This window comes from Leclercia adecarboxylata (assembly GCF_006171285.1).
Lineage (GTDB): Bacteria > Pseudomonadota > Gammaproteobacteria > Enterobacterales > Enterobacteriaceae > Enterobacter > Enterobacter barmai.
Window position 1 is genome coordinate 4,692,176 of sequence record NZ_CP040889.1, and the last position, 16,217, is coordinate 4,708,392.

The 16,217-nt window shown below is 58.3% G+C and carries 14 protein-coding genes and 1 pseudogene; 8 read left to right on the top strand and 7 right to left on the bottom strand.

The window, feature by feature from the left end:
* Positions 1 to 94 precede the first annotated feature (94 nt).
* Both FHN83_RS24275 and FHN83_RS24280 read left to right on the top strand, forming a co-directional pair.
* A complete protein-coding gene (locus FHN83_RS24275; protein WP_255296470.1) occupies positions 95 to 715 on the top strand; it encodes a histidine phosphatase family protein in 621 nt (206 codons plus the stop codon).
* Between the two features lie 27 nt (positions 716 to 742).
* Positions 743 to 1,654, top strand: coding sequence for an alpha/beta fold hydrolase (locus FHN83_RS24280; protein ID WP_139565223.1), 912 nt, complete (start codon positions 743 to 745; stop codon positions 1,652 to 1,654).
* 10 nt (positions 1,655 to 1,664) lie between these two features.
* On the opposite strand, the pseudogene FHN83_RS24285 reads toward FHN83_RS24280, so the two are convergent.
* The 7 genes and pseudogenes from FHN83_RS24285 to FHN83_RS24315 form a co-directional block, all read right to left on the bottom strand.
* Positions 1,665 to 1,892 (bottom strand): annotated as a pseudogene (locus FHN83_RS24285) (SDR family oxidoreductase); the annotation flags it as partial.
* Positions 1,807 to 2,004, bottom strand: a complete 198-nt coding sequence (locus FHN83_RS28415) for a hypothetical protein (protein ID WP_218015339.1) — start codon at positions 2,002 to 2,004, stop codon at positions 1,807 to 1,809. The gene FHN83_RS28415 and the pseudogene FHN83_RS24285, both read right to left, overlap by 86 nt.
* 55 nt (positions 2,005 to 2,059) lie before the next feature.
* Positions 2,060 to 2,737 (bottom strand): ABC transporter substrate-binding protein, encoded by a 678-nt coding sequence (locus FHN83_RS24295; protein WP_139565224.1) that lies wholly within the window; start codon positions 2,735 to 2,737, stop codon positions 2,060 to 2,062.
* Positions 2,724 to 4,103: an MFS transporter gene (locus FHN83_RS24300; RefSeq protein ID WP_138369094.1), complete on the bottom strand. Its 1,380-nt coding sequence runs from the start codon at positions 4,101 to 4,103 to the stop codon at positions 2,724 to 2,726. Before FHN83_RS24300 ends, FHN83_RS24295 begins: the two co-directional genes overlap by 14 nt.
* 14 nt (positions 4,104 to 4,117) lie before the next feature.
* Positions 4,118 to 5,002, bottom strand: a complete 885-nt coding sequence (locus tag FHN83_RS24305) for an amidohydrolase family protein (protein ID WP_139565225.1) — start codon at positions 5,000 to 5,002, stop codon at positions 4,118 to 4,120.
* A gap of 9 nt (positions 5,003 to 5,011) precedes the next feature.
* Positions 5,012 to 5,665, bottom strand: coding sequence for an arylsulfatase (locus tag FHN83_RS24310; protein ID WP_039028583.1), 654 nt, complete (start codon positions 5,663 to 5,665; stop codon positions 5,012 to 5,014).
* A 52-nt stretch (positions 5,666 to 5,717) separates the two neighbouring features.
* Positions 5,718 to 6,788, bottom strand: a complete 1,071-nt coding sequence (locus tag FHN83_RS24315) for an isocitrate/isopropylmalate dehydrogenase family protein (protein WP_039028582.1) — start codon at positions 6,786 to 6,788, stop codon at positions 5,718 to 5,720.
* 324 nt (positions 6,789 to 7,112) lie between these two features.
* Here FHN83_RS24315 and otnK point away from each other — a divergent pair, with 324 nt between their 5' ends.
* The 6 genes from otnK (at position 7,113) to FHN83_RS24350 (ending at position 16,068) form a co-directional block, all read left to right on the top strand.
* Positions 7,113 to 8,372, top strand: coding sequence for a 3-oxo-tetronate kinase (gene otnK, locus FHN83_RS24320; RefSeq protein ID WP_139565226.1), 1,260 nt, complete (start codon positions 7,113 to 7,115; stop codon positions 8,370 to 8,372).
* The gene (locus FHN83_RS24325; protein WP_139565227.1) at positions 8,365 to 9,003 is read left to right on the top strand and encodes an aldolase; all 639 of its coding nucleotides are present in this window, start codon (positions 8,365 to 8,367) and stop codon (positions 9,001 to 9,003) included. The genes otnK and FHN83_RS24325 overlap by 8 nt, the downstream gene beginning before the upstream one ends.
* Before the next feature lie 755 nt (positions 9,004 to 9,758).
* Positions 9,759 to 10,328 carry a TetR/AcrR family transcriptional regulator gene (locus FHN83_RS24335; RefSeq protein ID WP_039028579.1) on the top strand — a complete coding sequence of 190 codons (570 nt, stop codon included), beginning with the start codon at positions 9,759 to 9,761 and terminating at the stop codon, positions 10,326 to 10,328.
* A 147-nt stretch (positions 10,329 to 10,475) separates the two neighbouring features.
* Entirely contained in the window at positions 10,476 to 11,597 is a 1,122-nt protein-coding gene (locus FHN83_RS24340; protein WP_139565228.1) for an efflux RND transporter periplasmic adaptor subunit, read from the top strand.
* Positions 11,597 to 14,707: an efflux RND transporter permease subunit gene (locus FHN83_RS24345; protein ID WP_139565229.1), complete on the top strand. Its 3,111-nt coding sequence runs from the start codon at positions 11,597 to 11,599 to the stop codon at positions 14,705 to 14,707. Before FHN83_RS24340 ends, FHN83_RS24345 begins: the two co-directional genes overlap by 1 nt.
* Positions 14,707 to 16,068 (top strand): efflux transporter outer membrane subunit, encoded by a 1,362-nt coding sequence (locus FHN83_RS24350; protein WP_139565230.1) that lies wholly within the window; start codon positions 14,707 to 14,709, stop codon positions 16,066 to 16,068. Before FHN83_RS24345 ends, FHN83_RS24350 begins: the two co-directional genes overlap by 1 nt.
* Positions 16,069 to 16,217 lie beyond the last annotated feature (149 nt).

Consider the following 16,217-nt stretch of genomic DNA (forward strand, 5'->3'; position numbering starts at 1 on the left):
TCGCCGCGGTCAACCCAAAATATGGTGGTGGTACACCCTGCCTTCATCGCGTTAGTCTGTCTGCGTCAAAAGAACCAGAAAAACGAAGCTCTTTATGGAAATTATTCTGATGCGTCATGGAAAGCCGGCTTATGCAGGCTCTGCGAGGGTAACAAGCCTTGAGATGGCTGAATGGATTTCAGAATATGATCTCTCTGATACGGGCAGCGATATGCCCCCGCAATCCAGTAAAGCATTAGCATCCAGTGCACTGCACATCATAAGCAGTCCTCTTCCCAGAGCGCTCTCATCCCTGAGGGCATTAGGGCGTGAACCGGACCTCATTGATAAAGTCTTCAGGGAAGCAGACCTGCCCATAATCCGGATGCCCGCTCTCAGATTGTCCCCCCTCTTCTGGGCGGCTTTTTTCCGCGTGATGTGGCTGTGTGGCATATCCCGTAACGCAGAGTCCCTGGGAATAGCGAAACAACGCGCCGCTCGGGCTGCGGATATCCTGATTGCGTTTGCAAAAGAATCAAACGGTCCTGTGCTGCTCATAGGTCATGGGGCGATGAATCGGTTGATCGCAAAGGAACTCATATCGTCAGGCTGGAGAGAGTGCCGTCGTCAGGGGAGTGGTTACTGGAACGCGGGTATTTACAGCTTACTCCAGACCCGTTCCTCTGCCTCAGCACTCAGTGGGTCAATTAATCAGCCCAGGCTCCCGCTTTTTTAAACCGGCTGGCTTAAACAGGAAGATTTGATGTATACCAAAAATATTTGTGCGATGCTCGGCGGGACTTTTTTACTGATGTCTGCGTTCATTACGACGTCCAAAGCTCAATCTCTGCCCCTGGCATCAGAACAGCCGAATTTGCAGTTGATGTCCGTTCAGACGCAAGGCTCAGGAACGGATGTCATATTGATTCCAGGCCTGGCGTCGTCTCGCGGGATCTGGACCGATTTAGCATCAGGTTTACAGTCTGGCCACCGCGTTCACATTTTAGAGCTGGCGGGCTTTGCGAGTACACCTGCTATTTCCAGCCGGGACGGTAAGGTCATCGCCCCAGTCGTTGACGCCATCGCTGAATACATCCGCACTCAGCACATCAACGCTCCGGCGATCGTTGGCCATTCTCTTGGCGGCGAGATTGCATTGATGTTGGGGGCCCGGTATCCCGATCGGGTTGGTCGCTTAATGATTGTCGATGCTTTACCGTTCTATTCGTTAATGATTGACCCTGAAGCGACCAGCGAAACAGCTTCCCAGCGTGCAATTGCTATAAGGGAGTGGATACTGGCGCAATCGCCGCAAGAATTTGAAGCGTTTCAGAAAGCATCCATAGCCCGTTTAGCTAAGACCGAAGCGGTGAGGCCCGCTCTGGTGGCGGCAGGGCTCAGTTCCGATCGCAGAACCATTGCAGATGCTGTGTATGAATTGATGGTTACCGACTTGCGCCCCGAGCTTGGCCGCATTAGCGCACCGATTGAGGTCGTTTATGCGTATGACGCCTTATTCGGGGTGCCTGCCTCCGGTGTGGATGAAATGTACCGTCGAGCCTATACCAATGCGCGAGATATCCATTTCACACGCATCGATGACAGTTTTCACTTTATCATGCTCGATCAGCCAAGACGGTTCTCCAGCGCGGTTGAGTCATTTTTAAATAAATAAGGCATGGTCATCAGGCGTTACGGCCAGCCATCACGCCGCCATAAATATCCCAGATAGCGCCGGTGACCCAGCCAGTCTTGTCAGAAAGCAGGAAAGCCACGGTTTCGGCGATATCAACCGGTGTACCTACGCAACCGATCGGGTGGAAGCTGTCAAAGCTGTTCATCACCTCCTTCACCTCGTCTTTCGCAATAAAGCCTTCGTAAATCGGCGTGTGAACAACGGCTGGAGACACCGAAACCGGCCAGCTGGCTCAGCTGCATCCCGACCATCGGTGGCAGCTCAATTGGTCTTATTATCTGGTCACCGCGCAGCAAAAAGTCATGCGTGCTGAAGTCAACGTCTTCCATGACTGGCTTCTTCAGGAAGGAGATTGTCGAAGCACATTTCCACCAGGCTTTACCATTACGCCATAGCCAGTTCACGATCAATAATCCCCTGCACCGCACCGTCCGCCTGCCAGCGGGTCAGCATCTCAACAAGCTGGTGGTAGCGCTGTTCATTACCCCGGGGTACGCAGATCGCCTGATGTATCTGACCGAAATTATCGGGCAGAACCCGATAACCAGAGTGCGCGGCAGATGTGCGCTCCAGCGGCTGGCGAATTCCCGCCGCCATGTCCCCCTCCCCCTGCAGAAACGCATCAATGGCGGCCTGGGATGAGGCGAGCCGGTTGAGGGTGGCATGCAGCAGGTGTCGGGTCAGATGCAGATCGTATGCCGCCCCCTTACCGACGTTGATCACAACCCCTGGCTTATCCATCTGTTCAACGCTCTGCCACGAACTCCCTTCGTGAACCAGCACCGTGCCCTGAATGGTGATATAGGGCTGGGTAAACTGCAGGATCATCTCCCGCTGCGGGTCCACCGCCAGAAAGGCGATGTCCCAGTAATCCTTCTGCGCATCCTCCACCACCTTTCCGGCGGCCGGGTAAGTTTTTAGCTGCGCGCTGCAGCCCAGCTCCGCGGCTATCTTATGCGCCAGCTGGACCGTTATTCCGCCGGGACTGCCGTCCGGTAGCTCCCTTGCCAGAACAGCATTGCCCAGATTAATAGCAAAACGCAGGTTTTTAGTGACTGACATGAGGCTCCTCCGCAAGTCGCTCAGGTTCATGATTATCAGTGTCAAAACTCAGACGCTGGATTTTCCCTGCGACGAATAAATAACAGCACAGATTCAGGAACGCACAGACGCCAACGAAGATAAGCGCCCCGTTAAATGAGCCGGTGTCTTTAATAATGTAGGCGATAATAATCGGCGTGAAGATCCCGGAAATATTACCGATCATATTGAACAGTCCGCCGCTCAGGCCAATCGCCTCTTTTGGCGAGAAGTCGGAGACCACGCACCACCCCATCGCCCCGAACCCTTTGCCGAAAAAGGCCAGCGACATGATTGCCACCACAATCCACGCCGAGTCGACGTAGTTACAAATCACCATGCTCACCGCCAGCAGCATGCCGATCACAATCGGCGTTTTACGCGCCGCAGAGAGGCTAAAGCCGCGCGAGAGCATGTAATCGGACAACACGCCGCCCAGCAGCGCCCCCGCACAGCCGCACAGGGCCGGTAACGAGGCCACAAACCCAGCTTTGAGGATGGTCATGCCGCGATCGTGAACCAGGTAAACGGGAAACCAGGTCAGGAAGAAGTACGAGAGCACGGTAAAGAAGAACTGCCCCATATAGACGCCGAGCGCCAGGCGGTTAGTCAGCAGCTTGCGGGTATAACCTTTGCCCGCGCTGTCTCCTTTTTTCGCGGCCTTAAGGTTGGTCAGCCCTCCGCCCGACTGGATATAATCCAGCTCCGCGCTGTTCACCAGCGGGTGAACCTTCGGCGTGTCGGCAAGCACCCGGTGCATCAACAGGGAGACCAGAATGCCCAGCCCGCCCATAAACCAGAACACCGACTCCCAGCCGTAACTATAAGAAAACCAGCCCATTAAGGGTAAAAACACCACCAACGCAAAGTACTGTGCCGCCGTGGTAAACCCGGACGCTTTGCCGCGTTCACGTGCCGGGAACCAGGCGGCAAGAAAGCGGGAGTTGGCAGGCAGGGTCGGTGCTTCAATCAGCCCCATCATAAAGATAAAGCCGAAGATCATGATCCGGGTGACCCAGACGTTATCAAACGAGGTGCTGAACCCCACCAGGAAAACAAACAGCGACCAGGTAAAGACGCCGGTCACCAGCACCCGTTTGGAGCCGAAGCGATCGAGCAGCCACCCGCCGGGATACTGGCCCAGCACGTAAGCCCAGGTGAACGTCGATATCAGGTAGCCCAGCGCCACAATATCAAGGCCAGCGGCGTTAACCATATCGGTACCGGCAATGGAGAACGTGGCGCGATCGCCATGATTTAACGCGATACTCAGGAACACCATCAGCAAAATCATATAGCGATAGTGCGTGGGTTTCTTTTTAGATGAAGCAGAGTCAGGTGTTGTCATTCTTTTCGGCCTTATCACGAAGACGAAGAGTTAAATCCGTAAAGGTCTGCCGGGTTGTGCACAAACAGACGGTGCCGGACCCGGTCGTTATTTGCCCAGTGCGCAATGCGCGAGAGGATCAGCGCGTCGTCGGGCATGTTTTTATTGGCGCTGATGAGATTCGGGTGCGGCCAGTCGCTGCCCCACACCACTCGCTCGGTGGCATCAAAGAGAAAACCTTTAATTATTCCCGCCATATCAGACACATCATCCCGCTGCGACTGATGGTAAAGCGCAGAGAGTTTGACCCAGCAACGTCCCGAATCGATAAGCTCCCAGGCCAGTTTCCATGCCGGATGGGAGAGCGGTTCCGGCTGCGGCAGGCGAAAGAAATGGTCGATCACCAGCCTGCCCGGAACCTGCTTCAGCACGGACCGCAGGGCCCAGAGCCGATCGGCGCTGGCATGAACCTGCACATGCCAGCCGCGCTCCGCCACCCGGGCGGCCAACGGCAGCAGCATCTCCGGCGTGGTGATACTCCCGGCAGCAAAATTGAAGCGAATGCCGGTCACCCCGGCGTCGGCAAGGGTGTCCAGATCCGCGTCGCTGACGGATGGCGTCACCACCGCCTCGCCGCGCGCGTTCTCCCCAAAGGCCTTCAGGGCATCAAGTAAGCAGCGGTTATCCGCCCCGTAGGAAGACGGCTGCACCAGCACGTGGCGCGTAAAACCGAGCCATGACTGGAAAGCCCGATAATCATTCACCCTGGCATCAGGGAGGTTGCGTTCATCATCCGGCGCCCAGGGGTAACGCCGGTCAAAAATATGATGATGGCAGTCGCAGCTGTTGGCAGGTAACAGGAGATCTGGCGCAGAGGATATGCGGCTGTATTTAATCTGCGTCTCTTTATGATTATTCACGGCGGTGCCTTACTTCATCATCCGCTTTAATTTATGCACGGCGGACTGCGGGCTACTGAATACCGCGCAGGAGACGGCGGAACTCACCTCCTGCCAGGCGATCTCCATCGAGAAATGGGCCAGCAGGATCGCATCAGCCCCCTGATGTTGCCGCGCCGCCTCGACGATGAGCTGGTTATGCAGGCTGGCATTTCCTGCGTTCAGGGCATCACGCGCGCCGGGCACCACGTAGCTTTGCAGCCTGGCGTCCACCTGGCGGGCAGAAGCCAGAACGCTGAACTCCTCCTCCATCCCTTTTACGGCGGGCGCGAAGGTCGCCAGCATCACGATATTGCGCCCCTTCGCCAGGGCATCCTCGAACATCGCCTCGTTAGGCTTGAGCACCGGCAGAGGAACGACTTGCGCGCTGGACTCAATGGCGGCCCCGAACGCCGAGCAGGTAAACAGCACCGCGGCGGCATCAATGCTGACGGCATACTCCACCAGGGCGTGAATACGCTGATGCAAGCGCGGGGTCAGGGTTGGCTCTTTGGCCCGATCAACGCTTAAGGCATCGTCGAGCAGATTGCTGATTTCTGCTTCAGGCCACAGGTTCCTGAAGGTGTCATTAATCGGCGCGACGGCCAGGGGCGTGGCGTGGATCAGGACAATACGTTGGCTCATGGTGCTCTCCGGAAAACGGGCTGCCCGCAACGAGGGCAGCCGCAAATCATGCTCAGGAGCGAATAGCCGCTGCCACTTTTTCTGCAAAAGCTTTGGTGCCGCAGGTGCCGCCCAGATCCGGCGTGCGGGTTGCCGGGTTCTCCAGCACTTCGTCCACCGCACGGCCGATCTCGTCCGCCGCTTTGAGGAATTTCGGCTGGTTGTGCTTCTCGGCATACCAGGCCAGCATCATCGCCGCGGAGAGGATCATCGACACCGGGTTGGCTTTATCCTGGTTCTGAATATCCGGGGCGGAACCATGCTGCGCCTGGGCACAGCAGTGGGTGTCGCTGGCCATGATAGAGCCCGCCAGGCCCAGGCTGCCGGAGAGTTCGCTTGCCAGATCGCTGATGATGTCGCCATAGAAGTTAGTAGCCACTAACACATCGAAGCGTTCCGGGTTACGCACCAGGTGCGCGGTGGAGGCGTCCACCAGCAGATCGTCGAGCTGCACTTCCGGGAACTCTTTTGCCACCGTGCGCACGGCTTCGAGGAACAGGCCGTCGGTCATATGGAAGCTGTTGGCTTTGTGAATAGCGGTCACTTTTTTCTTGCGCTGCATTGCCAGCTCAAAGGCTTTACGGGCAATGCGCTCAGAGCAGTGACGGGTGATTTTGCGCGTGGACAGGGCCATATCCGGGCTTGGCATGACCTCCCCCCAACCGCGGGTCATGTTACGGTCCGGATAAAACCCTTCCGTGGCCTCGCGCATAATCACCAGATCCATGGTTTTGCCCTCTTTCATGTTCGACGTCAGGAAAGGACGCGTCCGTGCCGGGCGAACGTTGGCATACAGATCCAGACCGATACGGAAGCCCGCCGAGACGTTGCGACCGCCCTTTTCCGGTGCCGGATAATCTGCGTGTGACTGGGTGCCCAGGATAATGCCATCGTAGGTTTTCGCTCTGTCTAACGACTCCTGACGCAGCGTGGTGCCGTATTTCTCCAGGCTGGTGAAACCCACCTCTTCGTAATCAAATTCAAAATCCAGGCCGAAGGCTTTATCCAGTGAATTCAGCACGGTTACCGCAGCTGAGGTGATTTCAGGGCCGATACCGTCACAAGGCAGAACCAGAATGCGCATAAAAAACTCCAGGTAGGTTGCTTGCTTTCGATTGCATTTTTATAACAATAAATGCATCTATGGCAAGGTGATACAGATCACATTTATCCGATAAGTCTTTTGAGATTTAGCATTTTCTTTACCTTTCATACACTTGCAGGCAGCAATTTTTTGCGTCTTAAATGCCTGCAACTTCTGGATGCAACCGGGAGGTAGCACTTTGGGACACAGTGTCGCAAATTGACCCAAAATGTGATCTTAACCACGTTTTAACAACCACCACATTTGCATTTGTATATACATAAAAGCAATATAACGACATCAACGGGTTTGTGAGGAATGAACATGACTAAGTTAGGCGTCATCGCCGACGACTTTACCGGGGCAACCGACATTGCCAGTTTTATGGTCAACGCAGGCTGGAAAGTGGTGCTCTTTAATGGCGTGCCCACCGATGGCTTCGACGCGCAGGACACCGACGCCATTGTCATTGCCCTGAAGAGCCGTTCGATTCCGGTCAACGACGCGGTGGAGTTGTCCTTAGCGGCTTCGGCGTGGCTGAAGGCGCAGGGGTGCCAGCGCCAGCTCTTCAAATATTGCTCGACCTTTGACTCCACCGCCCAGGGCAATATCGGCCCGGTGACCGATGCGCTGATGAAGTTTCTGTATACTCCAGCTACCCTGATCTGCCCTGCGGTACCGGATAACGGTCGCACCATCGTGCACGGCCACCTGTTCGTGAAGGGTGAGCTGCTGAATGAGAGCGGCATGGAGCACCATCCCGTCACGCCGATGAAGCACGCCTCCCTGAAGAAGCTGATGGAAGCGCAGTCTGTCGGGCTGTGCGGGCTGATCAATCTCGATACGGTGAAAAACCATCCCGCCGCACTGGCAGCGGAGATGGAAAAACAGCGGGCGAACCGGGCCCGCTACTTCATTTTCGACGTGCTCGATAACCATGATCTGCTGACCGTAGCCAACGCCACGTCGCATTTCCCGCTGGTGACGGGCGCGGCCGGGCTGGGTTACGCCATCGCCACCCTCGATAAACAGCGTGCCGGAACCGCAAAACAGACGATGCAGGTCAAGGCCAGCGGCGCGGGGGTGGTGCTTTCCGGCAGCTGTTCTGCGATGACCAATCAGCAGGTAGATTTCTACCAGCAACGCGCCTCGTCCCTGGCGCTGGATGTGGAAAAGATCATTCACGACCCGGCGTATCTGGAAAGCGTCTCGCAATGGGTCATCACCCGTGGCGGTGAAGCGCTGGCCCCGATGGTCTACGCCACCCAGCCGCCGCAAATCATCGAGCTTATTCAGAAACACTACGGCGCAGCGTTCGTCAGCGACAGGATCGAAACCTTCTTCGCATCGCTGGCCCGGACGCTTGCCCGGGCTGGCTTTAACAAGTTTATCGTCGCGGGGGGCGAGACCTCCGGCGCAGTGACTCAGGGTCTGAACATTGAGGGGATGATCATTGGCGAGCCTGTGGCACCCGGGGTGCCCTGGACCCAGGTCCTCAACAAACCGCAGTGGGTGATCCTCAAATCCGGCAACTTTGGCAGCCAGGATTTCTTTCAGAAAGCACAGGAACATTATGATGAGTGAACAACAGTTAAGAGAAGAGATGGTGCGCTATGCCCGTTCCATGTTTGAGCGCGGCTACAGCAGCGGCGGCGCGGGCAATATCAGCCTGAAACTCCCGGACGGCACGATTCTGGCGACCCCCACCAACTCCAGCTTTGGCGATCTTGTTGCGGACGAGCTGAGTAAAGTCACCATGGAGGGGGAACAGATTTCGGGTCAGAAGGCCTCGAAAGAGGTACTGATGCACCTGGCGATGTATCGTCAGCGCCCGCAGTGCGGCGGCATTGTTCATCTGCATTCGCCGTGGCTCACCGCCCTGTCGTGCCTGCCGGGCATTGATCCTGAAAACGCCCTGCCGCCGATCACCCCCTATTACGTGATGCGTGTCGGCAAACTGCCCGTCGTACCCTACATTCACCCGGGTTCACCGCTGATCGCCGAGCATGTCGAAAAACTGGCGGCGGAACATAACGCCATTCTGCTCGCCAATCACGGCCCAATTATTTCCGGCAAGACACTTCGCGAGGCGGTATTTAACGCCGAAGAGCTGGAAGAGACGGCTAAACTCTATTTCATGCTGAAGCCCTTTGGTATGAATACCCTGACTCAGGAAAACGTCGACGAGCTTAACGCCACTTTTAATATGAAATAATAAAATTTCCCTGCGTTATTCCTCGCGCAGGGGATCCCCACAATAAATAGCGGCACGGTCGGCTCCCTCTCCTCTTTGGGGAGAGGGCTGGGGTGAGGGGGAACATGCGACTCTGGAGGTGGTTCCGTTCACTGTATGATTTGTGCTTCTCTGTCAGCCGCGTCACCCGTGAACGTGCTAAGTGGGCTCGCCGCCGCCCCCTTAGCAATCCCGGCTCCCGGCCAGGAAAATCGCCGCTTCGCGGTACACTCAGCTTATTCCCGCAGGCTTTCGGGTCGGGGGCGATCCTACATCCATGTAGGTCGCCCCCTCTCGGCGCATCCATGCGCCTCGCCCCGGCCTGCGGTCAACGCTTCGTCGATTTTCAGCCGGACCAAGGCACCGCTGTAAGCCATTAATTATCCTGAAATTATTTTATCGCGTTAAGAATACGAAAATTACTGGGGGTTCTTCAACACCATTGCGGTCGCAAAGTCTGGGTCATGAGCGTTTGCGCCCTTCTCGCCGCGCTGGTACCCGGGATTACTCCGCTATAACACGGCAAAAAAAGGCGGATAACTCTCTGCCTTTTTTTGCCTCCTTTTTTTCATCATATTCTTAATACCGCCCCGCCTCTTTTCCATAAAAACTCCATATTCCCTCCATTATTAAAATCCGGAAATATTCATTCGTTATGTAAATAAAAAAAGCCTTTCCAATTCGCTCCTGAAATGCATAATGAGAACGATCATTCTCACTTTTACAGGATTGCCCTGATGAGCACAAAACTGGAACAACGCCAGAAACAGCGGCAGGACGAGATCATTACGGCTGCTCGCCGCTGCTTTCGCTCCAGCGGGTTTCACGCCGCCAGCATGTCGCAAATCGCCGGAGAAGCGCAGCTGAGCGTCGGGCAAATCTACCGTTATTTCAGCAACAAAGACGCCATTATCGAAGAGATGATCCGGCGTATCATCGACTCGCGCATCGAGGAGATGCAGGGGAAAACGCTGGTTGAAGGGATGCCGCAGATGCTCGCCTGGCGACAAACCCTCAACGAAGATGACGATGCGCTCATGCTCGAGATGTCCGCCGAGGCCACGCGCAACCCGCAGGTTGCCGCCATGCTGAAAGAGGCCGAAGCGCGGATGTTTGCCAACGCCTGCGAGCACCTCAAAAAGCAGTTCCCTCACCTGAGCGATGACCATATTCGCTGCTGCGTGGAAATTACCGCGGTGATGATCGAGGGGACAATTTACCGTCGATTAACTCCGTTAAAAGTGCCGTCAGAACAATTAGAGCCCATTTATCAGGATATTTTAAATATGCTTTTCTCTGCTAAGTAATCGCATGTAAATAATCAGCCGTACCCGATTATTTCCTTATTTTCATTTCCGGCACTGCCGGAGATGCGGCATCGCTGTGCCTTTAACCAGCCCTCTCCCCTGTTAAGCCATTAACAGGGCTGGCTTCGTTCACCCTGGAAAAAGATTATGAAAACCATAATAACCCCCATCGCGGCATTACTCCTCCTGACCGGGTGCGATGATGCACAAACATCTGCTCCCCCACCTCCCCTGCCGGAAGTGGGGATTGTCACCCTGATGAGCCAGCCGGTTCCCGTCGTCAGTGAACTGACCGGCCGCACCACCGCCGCCATGAGCGCCGAAGTGCGCCCCCAGGTGGGTGGGATTATTCAGAAACGGCTCTTCACCGAAGGCGATACCGTCAAAGCCGGACAGGCGCTGTATCAGATTGATCCCTCCAGCTACCGCGCCGCCTACGATGAAGCCGCGGCCGCGCTGAAACAGGCGCAGGCGCTGGTGCAGGCCGACTGCCAGAAAGCCCAACGCTATGCCCAACTGGTGAAAGACGACGGCGTGTCGCGCCAGGACGCGGAAGACGCAAAATCCACCTGCGCGCAGGACAAGGCCAGCGTGGCGTCGAAGCGAGCGGCCCAGGAGAGCGCGCGCATTAACCTCAACTGGACCACCGTCACCGCACCCATTGCCGGGCGCATCGGCATCTCCTCCGTGACGCCCGGCGCGCTGGTCACCGCCCAGCAGGATACCGCCCTCGCGACCGTACGCGGCCTGGACAGCATGTACGTCGATCTCACGCGATCCAGCGCCGATCTGCTGCGCCTGCGCAAGCAAACCCTTGCCAGCAACAGCAATACGCTGAGCGTGACGTTAACCCTGGAGGACGGCAGCACCTACAGCGAAAAAGGCCGCCTGGCGCTGACCGAAGTGGCGGTGGATGAATCCACCGGCTCGGTCACCCTGCGCGCCGTCTTCCCGAACCCGCAGCATCAACTTCTGCCGGGAATGTTTGTCCGCGCCCGCGTGGACGAAGGCATTATGAATGATGCGATCCTCGCCCCGCAGCAGGGCGTTACCCGCGACGCCAAAGGCACCGCCACCGCGCTGGTGGTCAATGCCAGCAACAAGGTGGAGCAGCGCCAGCTGCAAACGGGCGATACCTACGGCGACAAATGGCTGGTGCTGAGCGGCCTGAAGGCGGGTGATAAACTGATTGTGGAAGGTACCGACAAAGTGACCGCCGGGCAGGAAGTGAAAGTCGACGAGATGAAAACCACCGGAGGAGACGCCTGATGTTTTCCCGTTTCTTCGTGCGCCGCCCGGTCTTTGCCTGGGTGATCGCCATTCTGATCATGCTCGCCGGGATGCTGGCGATCCGCACCCTGCCGGTGGCGCAGTACCCGGACGTTGCCCCGCCGTCGATCAAAATCTCCGCCACCTATACCGGTGCCTCTGCGCAAACCCTGGAGAACAGCGTCACCCAGGTGATTGAGCAGCAGCTGACCGGGCTGGATAACCTGCTCTACTTCAGCTCCACCAGCAGCTCGGACGGCTCGGTGAGCATTAACGTCACCTTCGAACAGGGAACCGACCCGGATACCGCCCAGGTGCAGGTGCAGAACAAGGTTCAGCAGGCGGAATCGCGCCTGCCGACCGAGGTGCAGCAGTCGGGCATTACCGTTGAAAAATCCCAGAGCAACTTCCTGCTGATCATGGGGGTGTACGACAAAACCGATACCGCCAGCAGCTCGGATATCGCCGACTGGCTGGTGAGCAACATGCAGGATCCGCTGGCACGCGTGGAAGGCGTCGGCAGCCTGCAGGTGTTCGGCGCGGAATACGCCATGCGCATCTGGCTCGACCCGGCGAAGCTGGCCTCTTACGCCCTGATGCCCTCCGACGTGCAGAGCGCGATTGAAGCGCAAAACGTGCAGGTCTCTGCCGGGAAGATCGGCGCCCTGCCTTCGTCGAACGCGCAGCAGCTGACCGCCACGGTGCGCGCCCAGTCGCGCCTGCAGACGGTGGAACAGTTTAAAAACATCATCGTCAAGAGCCAGGCCAGCGGCGCGGTGGTGCGCATCGGCGACGTGGCGCGCGTGGAGATGGGCAGCGAAGACTACACCGCCACCGCGAAGCTGAACGGCCACCCGGCAGCGGGGATGGCCGTAATGCTTTCTCCGGGCGCGAACGCGCTTAATACCGCTACGGCGGTGAAAAATAAAATCGCCGAGTTCAAAAAGTCGATGCCGGAAGGCTACGACGTGGCCTACCCGAAAGACAGTACAGAGTTCATTAAGATCTCAGTTGAGGACGTGATCCAGACCCTGTTCGAAGCCATTATCCTGGTGGTGGTGGTGATGTACCTGTTCCTGCAGAACATCCGCGCGACGCTGATCCCGGCCCTGGCCGTCCCGGTGGTCCTGCTGGGCACCTTTGGCGTGCTGGCGCTGTTTGGCTACTCCATCAACACCCTGACGCTGTTTGCGATGGTGCTGGCGATAGGCCTGCTGGTAGATGACGCCATCGTGGTGGTGGAAAACGTCGAGCGTATTATGCGTGACGAAGGGCTGCCCGCTCGGGAAGCGACCGAAAAATCGATGGGCGAAATCTCCGGCGCGCTGGTCGCCATTGCGCTGGTGCTCTCGGCGGTCTTCCTACCGATGGCCTTCTTCGGCGGTTCGACCGGCGTGATCTACCGTCAGTTCTCGGTCACCATTATCTCGGCGATGATCCTCTCCGTGGTGGTAGCGCTGACCCTGACCCCCGCGCTTTGCGGCGCGATCCTGAGCCACACCTCACCGCATAAAAAAGGCTTCTTCGGCGCCTTTAACCGCTTCTACAGCAGGACCGAACATGGCTATCAGAACAAGGTGCTGCGCGCCCTGCGTCGTTCCGGCGGCATGCTGGTGGTTTACGCCCTGCTCTGCGGCGCGATGGGCGTGGCGATGCTGAAACTGCCGGGCAGCTTTCTGCCCACGGAGGACCAGGGTGAAATCATGGTGCAGTACACCCTGCCCGCGGGTGCCACGGCAGTCCGAACCGCCGAGGTCAGCCGCCAGGTGCGCGAGTGGTTCCTCACCAAAGAGAAAGCCAACACCGACGTTATCTTCACCGTCGAGGGTTTCAGCTTTAGCGGCAGCGGCCAGAACGCCGGGATGGCCTTTGTCTCCCTGAAAAACTGGTCCGAGCGTCAGGGCGACGAGAACACCGCCCAGGCGATTGCCCTGCGTGCCACCCGGGAGCTGAGCACCATCCGGGATGCCAGCATCTTTGCCATGACGCCCCCGGCGGTTGACGGTCTGGGCCAGAGCAACGGCTTTACCTTTGAGCTGATGGCGACCGGCAATACCGATCGCGACACCCTGCTGAAGATGCGTAACCAGCTGATTGGCCAGGCCAACCAGCAGAGCACCCTGCAGGCGGTGCGCGCCAACGATCTGCCCCAGATGCCGCAGCTGCAGGTGGATATCGACAACAACAAAGCCGTGTCGCTGGGACTCTCCCTGAGCGACGTCAGCAGCACCCTCTCCAGCGCCTGGGGCGGCACCTACGTGAATGACTTTATCGATCGCGGGCGCGTGAAAAAGGTCTACATCCAGGGCGACAGCGATGCCCGCGCCGTGCCGACCGATCTCAATAAATGGTACGTGCGCGGCAGCGACAGCACCATGACCCCGTTTTCCGCCTTCGCCACCACCCGCTGGGAGTATGGCCCGGAGAGCCTGGTGCGTTACAACGGTTCGGCGGCGTATGAGATCCAGGGCGAAAACGCCAGCGGCGCCAGTTCCGGCACCGCCATGAGCCAGATGGAGCAGCTGGCGAACAGCCTGCCGTCCGGCACCACCTGGGCGTGGAGCGGCCTGTCGTTGCAGGAAAAACTGGCCAGCGGCCAGGCGATGAGCCTGTATGCCCTCTCCATCCTGGTGGTGTTCCTCTGCCTGGCGGCGCTGTATGAGAGCTGGTCGGTGCCGATTTCGGTCATCCTGGTGATCCCGCTTGGGGTGCTGGGCGCGGCGCTTGCCGCCTCGCTGCGCAGCCTGAACAACGACGTCTACTTCCAGGTGGCGCTGCTGACCACCATTGGCCTGTCGTCGAAAAATGCCATCCTGATTGTGGAGTTCGCCGAAGCCAAAGTCGCCGAAGGCTACTCCCTCACCCGCGCCGCCCTGCGTGCCGCCCAGACGCGTCTGCGTCCCATCATCATGACCTCGCTGGCGTTTATCGCGGGCGTGACGCCGCTGGCGATTGCCACCGGTGCCGGGGCCAACAGCCGCGTGGCGATCGGGACCGGCATCATCGGCGGGACGCTGGCCGCCACGCTGCTGGCGATCTTCTTCGTTCCTTTATTCTTTGTACTGGTGAAACGTCTCTTCTCCGGTAAACACGCAAACCGGAGGCCATAATGTTTCGTGTATCTGTTTTAGTTCTGGCCCTGCTGAGCGCAGGCTGTGTGTCGTTAGATCCCACTTATCAGCGCCCGGCCGCCCCCGTCCCGGCCACCCTGCCCGGCACCCACGGCGAGGCCACCGTGGTGGTCAGCCAGTGGCAGCAGGTGATGAACGATGCCCGCCTGAAAAGCGTGGTGACGATGGCGCTCAACAGCAACCGCGACCTGCAAAAAGCGATTGCCGACATCGATGCCGCCCGCGCCCAGTATGGCGAAACGCGTTCATCCCTCTTCCCGACGCTGGATGCCGGGCTGAGCCACACCCGCAGCCGCACGCTGGCGGGCGGCGTGACCACCAGCGATGAAGCCAACGGCACGGTCTCCAGCTTTGAACTGGATCTGTTTGGCCGTAACCAGAGCCTGTCCCGCGCCGCGCGGGAGACCTGGCTTGCCAGCGAATTCACCGCGCAGAACACCCGCCTGACGATGGTCAGCGAACTGACCACCGCCTGGGTGACGCTGGCGGCGGATAACAGCAACCTGGCGCTGGCGAAATCCACCCAGCAGAGCGCCGCGAACTCGCTCAAAATCGTCAAACGTCAGCAGGAGGTCGGCGTGGCGGCGGCCACGGACGTCAGCTCCGCCATGGCGGTGTACCAGCAGGCGCGCGCCAGCGTGGCGAGCTACCAAACGCAGGTGATGCAGGACAAAAACGCCCTCAACCTGCTGGCGGGCGACACCGTGCCGGACAACCTGCTGCCCGGCACCCTGGAGAGCCTGAGCGACAACGCCATCACGCTGATCCCGGCGGGGGTCAGCTCCGGCACGCTGCTGCGTCGCCCGGATATTCAGGAGGCGGAGCATAACCTGCTGAGCGCCAACGCCAGCATCGGTGCCGCCCGGGCTAACTTTTTCCCGACCATCTCGCTGACCGCCAGCGCCGGGGTCGGCAGCGATTCGCTCTCCTCTCTGTTCAGCCACGGGATGCAGGTCTGGTCGTTCGCGCCGTCCATCACCCTGCCGCTGTTCAGCGGCGGCAACAACATGGCGCAACTGCGCTACGCCGAAGCGGAGAAGAAGGGGCTGATCGCCACTTACGAGAAAACGATTCAGAGCGCGTTTAAGGACGTGGCCGACGCGCTGGCGCGCCGGGAAACCCTGAGCGAGCAGCTTGATGCCCAGCGTGAGTACGTGGCGGCAGAGCAAAAAACGCTGGATGTAGCGACCCGCAGCTATCAGGCGGGAGCGGGAGATTACCTGACGGTACTGACCGCACGCCGCTCGCTGTGGTCGGCCCAGTCGTCGCTGATCGCGCTACAGCAGACCGACCTGGAAAACCGCATTACGCTGTGGCAGTCCCTTGGAGGCGGTATTTAGCAGGATTTGCCGGGCATGCCATCGTCGCCAGCGCCGTGCTGGCGACGAACTATGTGCGTGAGTTTGAGCCTGGTTCGGGGAGACTGGACTGACGGCACAAAGGATCTTAAAGACCGGAATGTCGGCTTTGTGCCAGAAGCGGACGTTGG

Coding starts and splice junctions, on each gene's coding strand:
- FHN83_RS24275 (WP_255296470.1), top strand. CDS start 95: ATGGAAATTATTCTGATGCGTCATGGAAAGCCGGCTTATGCAGGCTCT.
- FHN83_RS24280 (WP_139565223.1), top strand. CDS start 743: ATGTATACCAAAAATATTTGTGCGATGCTCGGCGGGACTTTTTTACTG.
- FHN83_RS28415 (WP_218015339.1), bottom strand. CDS start 2,004: ATGGAAGACGTTGACTTCAGCACGCATGACTTTTTGCTGCGCGGTGAC.
- FHN83_RS24295 (WP_139565224.1), bottom strand. CDS start 2,737: ATGTCAGTCACTAAAAACCTGCGTTTTGCTATTAATCTGGGCAATGCT.
- FHN83_RS24300 (WP_138369094.1), bottom strand. CDS start 4,103: ATGACAACACCTGACTCTGCTTCATCTAAAAAGAAACCCACGCACTAT.
- FHN83_RS24310 (WP_039028583.1), bottom strand. CDS start 5,665: ATGAGCCAACGTATTGTCCTGATCCACGCCACGCCCCTGGCCGTCGCG.
- FHN83_RS24315 (WP_039028582.1), bottom strand. CDS start 6,788: ATGCGCATTCTGGTTCTGCCTTGTGACGGTATCGGCCCTGAAATCACC.
- otnK (WP_139565226.1), top strand. CDS start 7,113: ATGACTAAGTTAGGCGTCATCGCCGACGACTTTACCGGGGCAACCGAC.
- FHN83_RS24325 (WP_139565227.1), top strand. CDS start 8,365: ATGAGTGAACAACAGTTAAGAGAAGAGATGGTGCGCTATGCCCGTTCC.
- FHN83_RS24335 (WP_039028579.1), top strand. CDS start 9,759: ATGAGCACAAAACTGGAACAACGCCAGAAACAGCGGCAGGACGAGATC.
- FHN83_RS24340 (WP_139565228.1), top strand. CDS start 10,476: ATGAAAACCATAATAACCCCCATCGCGGCATTACTCCTCCTGACCGGG.
- FHN83_RS24345 (WP_139565229.1), top strand. CDS start 11,597: ATGTTTTCCCGTTTCTTCGTGCGCCGCCCGGTCTTTGCCTGGGTGATC.
- FHN83_RS24350 (WP_139565230.1), top strand. CDS start 14,707: ATGTTTCGTGTATCTGTTTTAGTTCTGGCCCTGCTGAGCGCAGGCTGT.